This is a genomic window from Gordonia sp. CPCC 205333 (genome assembly GCF_048537885.1).
In the GTDB taxonomy this organism is placed as follows: Bacteria; Actinomycetota; Actinomycetes; order Mycobacteriales; family Mycobacteriaceae; genus Gordonia.
Genome location: NZ_JBCLVI010000003.1, coordinates 805,806 through 818,081, shown reverse-complemented (window position 1 = coordinate 818,081; position 12,276 = coordinate 805,806). Strand labels below are relative to the sequence as shown.

Genomic DNA, 12,276 nt, shown 5'->3' with positions numbered 1-12,276 from the left:
GCGTGACAGACCAACAGGTCGTGGGCCCACAGCTGGACCGGCGAGGACGAGGTGCGAGGTTGATGAGCGAACCGCTAGACGCGCTCTACGAGAAGTGGTCGGCATCGGCCGCGCAGGTGTTGGCCAAGGGCAAACGCATTGAGGTCGACCAGTTGACCGGGACGCCAGCGGAGTTGCTCGCGGTACGGACCCGCGATGATCTGGTCATCAACCCGCTGTACACGAGGCGGAACGAGACCGTCGAACCCGGATTGCCCGGTAGTTTTCCATTCGTCCGGGGCGCCGACCCGGTTCGGGACGTGGTGCAGGGATGGCGGGTCACCGAACGGCACGGCGACGACGCGCAGAAGGCGGCTGACGTCAACGAAGCGATCCTCGACGCGTTCAATAGTGGGGCGAGCGGACTGTGGTTACGCGTTGGCAACGGCCTCGCCGCCGACGATCTCGCGAAAGTATTCCAGGGGGTGTACCTCGATCTGATTCCGGTGACTCTTGCCGCTGGTGCCGATGGTATCGCCGTCGCGCGGTCGTTCCTCGATGTCAAGGCGGCATCGGCAGGCGCCCCCGAGTCCGTCGAGCCGACCGTCGCAACTATTGCCTCCCTTGGGTTTTCCCCGCTGACGGCTGCCTACTCGGGCCGTTACGACGTGGACGTTGACGAGGCGACCGCGTTCGCAGCCACAACGGTCAACGCACTACGCGGAGTACGAGCTTTCCGCGTCGACGGCACCGACTTCGCCACCGCGGGTGCTACCGATGCGCAGGAGCTCGGTTATCTCGTTGCCGCCGGGCTCACGCATATCCGTGACCTCGTTGCTGCCGGACTAACTGAAGCAGAAGCGTTGCGGCAGATAACCTTCGCGGTATCGGTTGGGGATGATCAATTCGCGGTGACCGCGAAGTTGCGTGCATTGCGCAAGGTGTGGTCGCGGGTCGCGCAGGTCATCGGTGCTCCCGATGACGGGGCAGCGGTGATCCACGCAGTCACCGACCTGTCGATGCTCACCCAGCGCGATCCGTGGGTAAACATGTTGCGTACCACCGTCGCCGCATTCGGCGCCGGTGTCGGCGGTGCCGACCAAGTGACCGTGCTCGGTTACGACGCGGCTATTCCAACCACGCAACGCACATCGAGAGCGAGTTTTTCACGACGCATCGCGCGCAATACTCAGCTGCTGCTACTCGAGGAATCGAATATCGGCCGTGTCTTGGACCCCGCGGGCGGTTCGTGGTTCGTGGAATCCCTCACCAACGATCTCGCCGCTGCGGCCTGGTTGGCGTTGCAGGGCGTTGAGCGTTCGGGTGGGTACCGAAAGGCATTGGCGGATAGTGTAATCGCCGAGAATATTGCCGCGGCTCGCGCCACTCGGGACGAAGATGTCGCGCATCGGCGGACTTCAGTCACCGGGGTCAACGAGTTCCCGAACCTTGATGAAAGGCCGTTGGATGGTGCCGCGGTGACTACGGATCTGGAACTCGCCACTCCGCGGTTGGCGCGCGTCGCGCAGGCCTTCGAAGAATTGCGCGATCGTTCCGATGCTGTATTCGCGGCCACCGGTGTGCGTCCGTCGATCGAGTTGGTGCCGCTGGGCAGCGTCGCAGAACACAACGGCCGCACCACATTTGTGGCGAATTTGCTCGCTTCTGGTGGGATCAAAGCCGTCAATCCGGGGCCGGTCACCGCTCAGAGTGTGGCTGCCACGTCATCGATCGTGGTGATCTGCGGCACCAAAACGCGCTACGTCGACGAGGGGCCCGCGGTGCTTGCCGCCTTGCGGGCCGGCGGCGCGCAGCAGGTTCTGCTCGCCGGCCCGCTTAAGGAATGGCCGGAGGCGCAAGCAGATAAGCCCGACGGTTCACTGCGCGTGGGTATCGACGCAGTGGCGACTTTGACCGATCTGCTTGACCAGTTGGTCGGCGCACCAGGCGCCACCGAGCCGAACGAGTCCAACGTCGCGGGAGCACGCGCATGACCGACACTACGAACGCCCGCAGTGCAATCGACAGTTTTGCCGATGTGCCCCTTGATGATTCGGCGAGCATCGTCGCCGCGGAGCCGGGCGACAGTGCCGCATTGCTGGACGGGTTGAGCAGCACCCACGGGTACACACCTGAACAAATCACCTGGAATACGCCCGAGCAGATCGACGTGAGCCCGGTCTACACGCGCGCCGAACGCGACGCCATTGTCGAGGGGGAGCACCCCTACCCCCTCGACTCGATCCCCGGTGCCGCCCCGTTCATCCGCGGCCCGTACCCGACGATGTACGTGAACCAGCCGTGGACCATCCGTCAGTACGCCGGATTCTCCACGGCGGCAGAATCAAACGCTTTCTACCGTCGCAACCTGGCGGCCGGGCAGAAGGGACTGTCAGTCGCTTTCGACCTGGCGACACACCGAGGCTACGACTCCGATCATCCACGCGTCGGCGGCGATGTCGGTATGGCCGGTGTCGCCATCGACTCGATCCTCGACATGCGTCAGCTATTCGACGGTATTGACCTGAGCAGTGTGTCGGTGTCGATGACGATGAACGGCGCGGTGCTGCCGATCCTCGCCCTGTATGTTGTTGCGGCAGAAGAGCAAGGAGTTCCGCCGGAGAAGTTGGCGGGGACCATCCAGAACGACATTCTCAAAGAATTCATGGTCCGAAATACCTATATCTATCCACCCGAGCCGTCGATGCGGATCATCTCCGACATCTTCGGTTACACCTCGGTGCGGATGCCGAAGTTCAACTCGATCTCCATTTCCGGCTATCACATCCAAGAGGCCGGTGCCACAGCAGATTTGGAGCTCGCCTACACGCTCGCCGACGGCGTCGAATACATTCGGGCCGGCCTCGCAGCCGGCCTCGACATCGACAAGTTCGCACCCCGCCTATCCTTCTTCTGGGGTATCGGGATGAACTTCTTCATGGAAGTCGCCAAGCTCCGCGCCGCGCGTCTGATCTGGAGTGAATTGGTCGCCGAGTTCGATCCCAAAAGTGCGAAATCGCTGTCACTGCGCACACATTCGCAGACATCGGGCTGGTCGCTCACCGCGCAGGACGTGTTCAACAACGTCGCCCGCACTTGCGTCGAGGCGATGGCCGCAACACAAGGGCATACCCAGTCGCTGCATACCAACGCGCTCGACGAGGCGATTGCCTTGCCGACCGACTTCTCGGCACGAATCGCTCGCAATACCCAACTGCTGCTGCAACAAGAATCGGGTACGACGCGGCCGATCGACCCGTGGGCGGGGTCCAACTACGTCGAGTGGCTCACCGCGCAACTCGCCGAAAAGGCGCGTAAACATATCGCCGAAGTGGAAGAAGCCGGCGGTATGGCCCAGGCAATCAATGAAGGGCTTCCCAAGCTCCGCATCGAAGAAGCCGCAGCCCGCACACAAGCGCGCATCGATTCCGGTCAGCAGCCGCTGGTGGGAGTCAATAAGTACAAGGTCGACGACGACGAGCCGATCGAAGTTCTCAAAGTTGAGAACTCGCAGGTGCGTGCCGAGCAGCTGGCGAAGTTGACGAAGCTTCGCGCAGAACGTGATTCGGCCGCAGTGGAGGCGGCGTTGGCGGATCTCACGCGGGCTGCGGGCACTGCGGCCGGTGGCATGGAAAACAACCTGATGGCATTAGCCATCGAGGCGGCCCGGCACGGTGCGACCGTCGGCGAGATCTCCGATGCGATGGAGAAGGAGTTCGGGCGACACCAGGCCGAGATACGTACCATCAGCGGTGTGTATCGACACGAGGCCGGTAACGTGAGCAATATCGAGGCGGCTACGGCCATCGTCGCGGAATTCGCCGATGCCGAAGGTCGCCGACCCCGTGTTCTGGTCGCGAAGATGGGACAAGACGGCCATGACCGCGGGCAGAAGGTGATCTCAACGGCTTTCGCTGACTTAGGCTTCGACGTCGACGTCGGCCCGCTGTTCTCGACGCCCGAAGAGGTTGCCGGCCAAGCCGCCGACAATGACGTACACGTTGTTGGCGTGTCCTCGTTGGCCGCCGGTCACCTGACCTTGGTGCCCGCATTGCGCGACGCATTGAAAGCCGTTGGGCGAGAAGACATTATGATCGTAGTCGGGGGGGTCATCCCGCCGGGTGACTTCGACGAACTCTACGAGGCAGGCGCCGCGGCGATATTCCCGCCGGGCACTGTCATCGCCGATTCCGCCGTCGAATTGGTCACCAAACTGGCCGCCAATCTGGGCCACGAGCTGTCCGGCTCCACTGGTAATTCTGATGGCGGCTCCGCGGGTAACTCTGATGGCGGCTCCGCGGGTAACTCTGATGGCGGCTCCGCCGCGGCGGGGCAGTAGTTGGCGCGCGTCGTCGACCCGCAGGCACTCGCCGACGGGGTGCTTGCCGATCGACGGGCTGACCTGGCCCGGGCGATCACTCTTGTCGAATCGTCGCGAGCCGATCACCGTGCGGCAGCACAGGAAATGTTGCTAACACTAACTCCGAACGCTGGCAAGTCTTTTCGCGTGGGCATAACCGGCGTGCCGGGAGTGGGCAAATCGACGACGATCGAAGCGTTGGGCATGCGCCTGATCGAACTCGGCCACAAAGTCGCGGTATTGGCTGTCGACCCTTCGTCGACACGCACCGGCGGTTCAATCCTCGGCGACAAGACACGGATGGGCCGACTCGCCGTCCACCCGAACGCTTATATCCGGCCCTCGCCGACATCTGGGACGCTAGGAGGTGTCGCCAAGGCGACCCGCGAGTCGATCGTGCTGGTCGAGGCCGCCGGCTTCGACGTTGTGCTGGTCGAGACGGTCGGGGTGGGACAGTCGGAGGTGGCTGTGGCGAATATGGTCGACACTTTCACTTTCCTGACTCTGGCCCGGACCGGTGACTCGTTGCAGGGAATCAAGAAGGGAGTGCTTGAGCTGGCCGACGTTGTCGTCGTCAATAAGGCCGATGGCAAACATCAGCTCGAAGCACGTTCGGCGGCAAGAGAATTGCGCAGTGCACTGTCGCTCATCTATCCGCATGACGCGTTTTGGCACCCGCCGGTATTGACTATGAGCGCGTTGGAGAACGACGGCGTCAACGAGTATTGGGATGCTGTGCTGGCACATCGCCAGGCGATGGTCGACGACGGACGTTTCGACTCGCATCGAAGTAGTCAAGAGGTCGGCTGGATGTGGGCCATGGTGCACGACATCTTGTTGTCGCGGCTGGGACAGAGTGCCGACGTTGGGAGTGTTCGCTCAGGAGTCGAGGCTGCCGTCGCATCTGGAGAACTCACACCGACGCTCGCCGCCCAGGAGATCCTGAACGCCTTCGATAAGCGATAGTCGGCTCCGAACCCCGAAATCTCGGCTCGGAACGGCGTGGCAACTGTGATGGAGTCAACGTCAGATAACGACATCGCAGAAAATGACCTTGGGCAAATCGGGCTCGCTAACTCTCCTACCTGCGGCGAAGTGAAATCAGCTATGGCAAAGGTCACACTAGTTGGCCTTACCGTGACACCCCTGTTACTTTCCTAAGGATTACCTAAATTAGGTTATCCTTCTGTCGGATTTGTCGCGTGACTTACGCCGCCGGAAGTCAGGGTTGGGCAGGAGGCAAACCGGGTGATGCGCCGGATTCTGATTGTGGTGCTGTCGGTGCTGGTGTCAATTGCCGCCGTGGGGAGCGGGGGATCGATTTCTTCGACCGCAGGCGCGGCACCATCGGTGACATCACCGAGCGCCCAACCGTCAGCTGACCTTCCGAAGGAATGCGTCGGCTCAGATTTCGCGACCCTGGGCAAGATCTACGACGCGGTATTCGATTCGGTTGTTCCGTACCTTCCGGCGAATATCAAGAAGAACAAGGACAGCATCAAGGCCCAAACCCACCGAGATATGAATAAGCTTCGTATCTCGAACATGCTGGTGTCCAACAACCCCAAGCAAATGGGTGCCCAGCGCGACGATCCGGTGATGAAATACCGCGACCCGATCTCGCTCTATGTCATCTCGCAACTCCTGAATGTGCGCCACGGCAAGCAATTCCAGGCGATCACCGTAGAGAATCTGACACTCGCGCAGGCGGTCGAGACGGTGTGGATGTTCATCCACATTACCGTCATCATTCCGCTCACCGTGGTACTGAGCACTATCCCGAATATCGCGGTGCTGTGGGGGCCGATCACGGTGCGGTTCCTGATAACTATGCCGTTCTACATCGCCATCTACGGTGCCGGGTATGCCTACCGCACTATCTCGGGCTACCTGCTCAACTCCTGTCTCGTGTCGATGACCAAGGCGGAAAAGGACCAGGCGGGCAAATCGATCAAGGATCTGCGCTTCGCCGGTAAGGTGCCCGGATGGATCGAACAGATCGCGCGCGACGTGGACTTGGCCGACACCACCGATTGCAAGCCGATCGGTGACCAATCGATGTCGCGGATCGTCGATCGCACCACGAAATATCTGACGGATACCAACAAGGACGCTGCCACCAAGGCGAAGATTCTCGCGGTCAGCAAGGACGTCGAAAACCGGATGCGAAATATCTGGGTGCCGGTCAACCTGATTCCCGCCGACCCCGCGGACTTCAACCAGATCGAGTCGCTGATCTCGTTGCTGGGCGGCTATCTTTCGCCTGATATCCCGCTCGGCGATATCTCGCTCGGTACCTCAGGTGCTCCGCTGGATATCCTCATCGGACTCATCCACAACTTCAACAAGGGCGACAATATGGGCAAGACGGTCCGCCTGTGGGACCTATCGGTCACCAAATCGATGACAGCGGCGTTTTATACGATGTATTTCACGATCTATCTCGCCCAGGTGGTGTGGAGTAACGGCCTGTCGATGCTGCTGCCGGGTGTCGGTCAGTACATCCCGAGGCCATTCGGCTTCTTCTACGCACCGCTGAACTTTGGGTTCAACGCATACCACAACGTGCTCCGGTCGATGTGCTTCGCCGAGGATCGCAAGGTTCGCGACGCAGTCGTCGGGTAGTAGCCAGAATATGAAGGGTAAGAAGACAATTCGCAATCGAATCGCAGTGGCGCTCGCAGCGGCGGTGCCCCTTGTCGGAATCGTCGTCACGGCGCCTGCCAGCGCGCCAGCGGCGCCGCAGCAAGCGGGGACGGTCCTGTCGTCAACGGATATCACGTCCCACGTGGACGCCAAGGTGGCCGGCGCACAGACTGTTGTGGCCATGACGTACCTGTCGCCGGGCTCCGACGGAAAACTGGTCCCTGTTCGCGGCACGGTGATGATCCCCAAGCAGAGCACTCGACCGCACGGACTGCGCTACGTCGGCTATGCCCACGGCACCGCTGGACTGGGCGACGGTTGCACGGTCACTGATCGGATGGGCCACGGCGGCCGATATGACGATTGGCTTGGACCGTGGTTGAAGGATGGCTATGTCATCACCGCGACTGAATACGCGGGCATCGGTGGTCCAGGGCAACACGCCTACCTCGACGGGCCGACTGCGGGGAAGAACGTACTGGATTCGGTGCGGGCGGCGCGTTCGATCGTCGCGCAGCGAAACCTCAAGTCTTCCAACGGGTTTATTACCAGTGGCGGATCGCAGGGTGGTCACGCATCGCTGTGGGCGTCGAATGAGGCGCAGACATATGCGCCTGAAATCAAGAATGTCGGCGCGGCCGTGAGTTCACCGCCGGTCGATATCGCCGACTACTTCAAGCTGATTCGCCCAGGCGTGCCGCCGGTCGCGGTGCCCGACTATGTCACGTATTTCTCGTATGTGCTCGCCGGACTCAAGTCGGTCCGGCCCGATGCGCAGGTCGACTCGTACCTGACGCCGTTGGGGCGCAAGGTGATTGCCGACGCGAAGACGCTGTGCTACCCGAATCAAGGTCGTGCGACTAAGGGAATGACCGTGGGCCAGTTGGTTTCTCGGCCGTTCGATCAGGGTCCACTCATCCCTGCGTTGCGGGCGGTCACCAGGGTGCCAGTCTCGGGTTACCGTGCTCCGATCCTGATTCAGCAGGGCAATCTGGACCCGGTGGCGTTCGCGCCGCTGACGAAGAACTTCGTCGATGCCGCACGCAGGGACGGGGCAACGATTGACTTCCGGCAATCCAACGCCGGTCACGGATTGGGCCCCTGGTCGGAGACCGCGGCGCTGAAATGGAGCAATCAGCAGCGCTGGCCAAGCTAGATTGATACCCCGAAGGGCCCCAACCGGTCTCATCGGTTGGGGCCTTTTGGCGTTTGCCGGTCTGGGGTGCCGTGGTCAACTGCTTGCGGCGCCGCGCAGATACTTGAGAATCGCACTGTGGGAACTAGCCTTCTCGTTGATCGCGGTGCGGTAGAACACCAAGGCGTCGGTAAGGGCCAGCAACTCATCGACGTCGGCGAGGGAGTGGGGCAGACCGGCGCTGGCAAGGGCCTGAGATGTTACCGCGCGAGTTATCGTCTGAACTTCAGACTGACTCGTCAACCTCTGTCGCAAGTGGGGCATATCGTCGAGTTCCAGAATCAGGGCGTAGCGGGCTCTCATGTCGTCGCGCCGAGCCGCGAGAGTATCGACCAGTCCGGCGACGAGCATCGCCAGCTGAGTGATATCGAATTCGTGTGCGGCGTCCGACTGAACGGCGAGCCCCACCGTGTCACGGAGTGTATGACTGGCGAGCGCATCGACGATGAGTTCGAGCAGCGCGCGCCGTGTTTTCGCGTGATACGAGGTAGATCCCTGTGGTAACTCGGCTTCGCGATCGACGGCTCGGTGGGTGAGGGCACGGACCCCGTCGCGCGCAATAATCCTGATCGCGGCGTCGGCAATTGTTTCCCGACGCGTACGTGGGGCTGAACTCACTGGCACAGATCGATACTACAGCTGTAGAGTTTGGCGTAACGCGCTCTACAACTGTAGCGCTGCGCCCCGAAACAGTCGGGACCTGACAGGAGGGGAGACTCATGTTGATCGACTTTGCGCCCGATCCCACGCTGTATCCATTCGAGTCGAGGTGGTTCGATTCGTCCGGCGGCCGGATTCACTACATCGACGAGGGAGCCGGGATTCCGATTGTCATGTGTCACGGTTCTCCCACCTGGAGCTTTCTCTACCGCCATATCGTGACGGGGCTTCGTGATCGATATCGCTGCATCGCAGTCGACTATCCGGGTTTCGGACTATCTGAACGCCCACCTGGATTCGACTACCGAATTTCAGATCTCACCGAAGTAGTCGGCGAGCTGATCGACCATTTGCAACTCGACCAATTCATCGTGATGGGGCAGGACTGGGGCGGCCCGATCGGACTTGGGGCGGCCGTCGAACGCGCGGACCGCGTGCACGGAGTCATTCTCGGTAACACGGTGTTCTGGCCAATCGACCCGCTGGCGAACCGGACCTTCAGTGTGGTGATGAGTAGTCGCCCGATCCAGAAACGGATTGTCGAGCAGAACTTCCTTGTTGAACAATTCCTACTCGGAAAGACAGGTCCCGCGCTCAATCCCGCAGAGGCGGATCACTATCGGATGGTCCAGCCCACCCCCGAGGCCCGGCGCGGACTCGCGGTCATGCCGGGGCAGATCCGCGCTGCGCGGCCGCTGCTCGAGAAGCTGGCGGTAGATGTGCCGCGGGTACTCGGGGCGAAACCGGCTCTGGCGGTATGGGGTATGCGAGACATGGTGTTTCGGCCAAGAGCATGTCTGCCGCGAATTCGCGAAGCGTTTACCGATGTCGAAGTCGTCGAGCTGCCGGAGGCGAAACATTTCATTCAGGAGGATGCACCGAACGAGATCGTGGCGGCAATCGCCGGGCGGTTCGCAGGGAACCATTAGGCCGGCCATAGGCGACGGCCAACCGGTTGGTCGCGTACCGACGGTGGGGTGCACGCGAAAGTCCCAGGTCCCGCGGTCGTCGCGGGGCCTGGGACTCAAGAGTGCGCTCCCAGCTATGCCAACTTTTGTGCAATCGGCGTCAGCAGGTCGATCACGTAAGAGACTGACGGCGCGCTCGGCACCCCGAAGGCCGGCACGTTGTCGTTGGATACTTCCAGTACGGTGCCGTTGCGTACGGCGGTGAGGTTTGTCCAGCCTGGGATCTTGTTGAAGTCGAAGTTCGCCGCCAGCGGCCAGGCGATGAGCAGATCCGAGTTCAACAGGTCTACCCGCTCGCTGGAGATTAGGCTGCGCGTCGGGCCGCCCTTGTTCTGGGCGGCAAGCGGCGGATACAGCTTGAATCCGAGCTGAGTGAGCAGCCCAGCCGACGGATCTTTCTCGGCGTTGTTTACCGCGCCGATGCCGCCGGTCGGCTGGAACTGTGCGAACACGAAGGTCTTACCCATCGCTCCGGCGTTATCCGTTTTGAACTTCTCGATCTTTGCGTTCGTATCCGAGACGAGTTTCGCCGCCTGATCCTGCTTACCGAAGATCTTGCCGGTAGTGGTGGCGATATCTTCCCAGGTGTCGACGGTTGCGCCCTTCTTCATCACGGGAATGGTCGGAGCCAGTTTGGAAAGTCGGTCATAGGTTTCCTTCTGGCCGACGTATCCGGCGAGAATCAGGTCGGGATTGAGCTGGGCCAGCTTGGTGATATCCATGTCGGCCAGCGATTTGACGATGATCGTTTCGCCGCCGTGCGCGGGGGTCCACGGGAACTTGTTGTCCTTGCCGGAATAGCCCTGCTCGCCGAACTGTGCGGTGATCGGAATATCAAGCGCGGCAAGGGTATCGGTCCAGTTCGTCAGCAACGTGACCACCCGGGTCGGACGCTGCGTGATTTGGGTTGACCCGAACTCGTGGTTGACGGTCACCGGCGTGTACGCAGTCGAGGATTGCGCTTCATCATCCGGGGTGGAGCATCCTGCCAGAAACCCGAAGAGGGTGACTGCCAGTGCTATCCCGATGGCCTTGTTCAGTTTCGATTTCAAGGATTGCCTATCTGTTGAGAGGGAATTGCGTTGGTTTACATATCGAGCGTCGCGCCGCCGTCGACGCGCAGGTCGTGCAGCGTGACGTGGCGCGCGGCGTCGGACGCCATGAAGACGACCGTTTCGGCAATATCGGCGGGTGCGGCGATACGGCCGATGGGAATACCGAGGCGGAACTGGTCAGGCGTGCCAGCCACTACCGCGTCCTGATCGGATGGATCGCGCCACATGTCGCGGAGCATCGGCGTGTCCGTCGATCCTGGGGAAACGATGTTGACTCGAATTCCATTGGGGGCCAACATGAGACCGACGCTGCGGGCGTATGACGTAGCGGCCGCCTTCGATGCGCCGTAGGCGGCGAGTCCGGTACGGGGCGTGGCTCCGGCATTACTGGAGACCACCACGATCGCTCCGCGGCCGCGCGGCTTCATCGTCACTGCGGCGACGTCGAGGACGTTGCGAACTCCTGTGGCGTTAACTGCCATACATCGGTCCCAGTCATCGGACAGGACACCCGCGGCACTGACGAGAATGTCGATCGGACCCGCGGATTCAGCACTGAGCCAAGCGTGTTCGACAGCGTGGCGATCGCGTATATCGACACCGCGAATATCTTCGGTGTCCGCGATATCCCACTGGTGCACGATTGCTCCTGCGGCGCGCAACGCGGATACTACTGCGGCGCCGATACCGCCAGCGGCTCCGGTGACCACGGCGCGTCGACCGGTGATTCCGGCTACGTCGACCACGGTGATCAGCGGGTGCCCGACGCCACCGCGACGCGAGGTGTCAGGGCAGTCACGACATCGGCGGCGCGCAATACCCGGCCGGCGCGTTTGCCGACATAAGTGCCTGCCATCTCGTGCTCTTCGGGGGAGAAGTCGCCCATCGCGTCGATGACGAAAAAGGGAGCGACGTCGCTCATGAATGCTTCGGTCGCGCTGATCATGCAACCCATATGGGCGTATACGCCGACGACGATGAGTTGATCCCGACCGTGGTGGCCGAGCAACTGCCGTAGATCGGTGCGCTGAAAGCCGGAGTAGCGCCATTTAGTGACGGTGATATTCCCGTCGCGTGGTGCGAGCGCGTCGACAATCTCTTCGTCTCGACCGGATTCGAGGCCTTTACCCCAGAAGTCGGCGAGGATCCCCCGCCGCGAGGGGTGTTGGTCGCCCGGCTGCACGGTATAGACAACAGGAACGCCCGCTGCTTCGCATGCCTCGCGGATCGCGACCATATTCGGCAGCGCGGTCGCCATCGGTTCCGCGTTCATATCGTAAGCGTCGATGAAATAGCGCTGCATATCGTGCACCAGTAGCGCGGTCCGGCTTGGATCAAGGGTCCAGTCGACACGATTGGGAAAAGGGCCCGGCGGTATGTCATAGGGGGTGATCGGCGGGATACTCATTCCTT

The 12,276-nt window shown here is 61.5% G+C and carries 10 protein-coding genes; 6 read left to right on the top strand and 4 right to left on the bottom strand.

Annotation, left to right across the window (positions count from 1 at the left end):
- Positions 1 to 62 precede the first annotated feature (62 nt).
- From AAFP29_RS13940 to AAFP29_RS13920, 5 genes are all read left to right on the top strand, one after another.
- Entirely contained in the window at positions 63 to 1,973 is a 1,911-nt protein-coding gene (locus tag AAFP29_RS13940) for a methylmalonyl-CoA mutase family protein (RefSeq protein ID WP_419217948.1), read from the top strand.
- Positions 1,970 to 4,318, top strand: a complete 2,349-nt coding sequence (scpA, locus tag AAFP29_RS13935; RefSeq protein WP_419217947.1) for a methylmalonyl-CoA mutase — start codon at positions 1,970 to 1,972, stop codon at positions 4,316 to 4,318. Before AAFP29_RS13940 ends, scpA begins: the two co-directional genes overlap by 4 nt.
- Complete coding sequence (gene meaB, locus AAFP29_RS13930; RefSeq protein WP_419217946.1) at positions 4,319 to 5,305, top strand: methylmalonyl Co-A mutase-associated GTPase MeaB; 987 nt, start codon at positions 4,319 to 4,321, stop codon at positions 5,303 to 5,305. It begins immediately after the preceding gene.
- A 285-nt stretch (positions 5,306 to 5,590) separates the two neighbouring features.
- Entirely contained in the window at positions 5,591 to 6,964 is a 1,374-nt protein-coding gene (locus AAFP29_RS13925; protein ID WP_419217945.1) for a hypothetical protein, read from the top strand.
- A gap of 10 nt (positions 6,965 to 6,974) precedes the next feature.
- Positions 6,975 to 8,141 carry a lipase family protein gene (locus tag AAFP29_RS13920; protein WP_419217944.1) on the top strand — a complete coding sequence of 389 codons (1,167 nt, stop codon included), beginning with the start codon at positions 6,975 to 6,977 and terminating at the stop codon, positions 8,139 to 8,141.
- A gap of 75 nt (positions 8,142 to 8,216) precedes the next feature.
- Here the strand turns inward: AAFP29_RS13920 and AAFP29_RS13915 are convergent, their stop codons facing one another.
- On the bottom strand, positions 8,217 to 8,804 hold the full coding sequence (locus AAFP29_RS13915; RefSeq protein WP_419217943.1) for a TetR/AcrR family transcriptional regulator: 588 nt from the start codon (positions 8,802 to 8,804) through the stop codon (positions 8,217 to 8,219).
- A 95-nt stretch (positions 8,805 to 8,899) separates the two neighbouring features.
- Between AAFP29_RS13915 and AAFP29_RS13910 the strand changes: the two genes are divergently transcribed.
- On the top strand, positions 8,900 to 9,769 hold the full coding sequence (locus AAFP29_RS13910; RefSeq protein WP_419217942.1) for a haloalkane dehalogenase: 870 nt from the start codon (positions 8,900 to 8,902) through the stop codon (positions 9,767 to 9,769).
- A 113-nt stretch (positions 9,770 to 9,882) separates the two neighbouring features.
- On the opposite strand, the gene AAFP29_RS13905 is transcribed toward AAFP29_RS13910, so the two are convergent.
- From AAFP29_RS13905 to AAFP29_RS13895, 3 genes are read right to left on the bottom strand one after another with little or no spacing between them, the layout of a single operon-like run.
- On the bottom strand, positions 9,883 to 10,860 hold the full coding sequence (locus AAFP29_RS13905; protein ID WP_419217941.1) for an ABC transporter substrate-binding protein: 978 nt from the start codon (positions 10,858 to 10,860) through the stop codon (positions 9,883 to 9,885).
- A 35-nt stretch (positions 10,861 to 10,895) separates the two neighbouring features.
- The gene (locus AAFP29_RS13900) at positions 10,896 to 11,609 is read right to left on the bottom strand and encodes an SDR family oxidoreductase (RefSeq protein WP_419217940.1); all 714 of its coding nucleotides are present in this window, start codon (positions 11,607 to 11,609) and stop codon (positions 10,896 to 10,898) included.
- Between the two features lie 5 nt (positions 11,610 to 11,614).
- Positions 11,615 to 12,271, bottom strand: coding sequence for an isochorismatase family protein (locus AAFP29_RS13895; protein WP_419217939.1), 657 nt, complete (start codon positions 12,269 to 12,271; stop codon positions 11,615 to 11,617).
- Between the last annotated feature and the right edge of the window lie 5 nt (positions 12,272 to 12,276).

Coding starts and splice junctions, on each gene's coding strand:
- scpA (WP_419217947.1), top strand. CDS start 1,970: ATGACCGACACTACGAACGCCCGCAGTGCAATCGACAGTTTTGCCGAT.
- AAFP29_RS13920 (WP_419217944.1), top strand. CDS start 6,975: ATGAAGGGTAAGAAGACAATTCGCAATCGAATCGCAGTGGCGCTCGCA.
- AAFP29_RS13940 (WP_419217948.1), top strand. CDS start 63: ATGAGCGAACCGCTAGACGCGCTCTACGAGAAGTGGTCGGCATCGGCC.
- AAFP29_RS13910 (WP_419217942.1), top strand. CDS start 8,900: ATGTTGATCGACTTTGCGCCCGATCCCACGCTGTATCCATTCGAGTCG.
- AAFP29_RS13895 (WP_419217939.1), bottom strand. CDS start 12,271: ATGAGTATCCCGCCGATCACCCCCTATGACATACCGCCGGGCCCTTTT.
- AAFP29_RS13925 (WP_419217945.1), top strand. CDS start 5,591: ATGCGCCGGATTCTGATTGTGGTGCTGTCGGTGCTGGTGTCAATTGCC.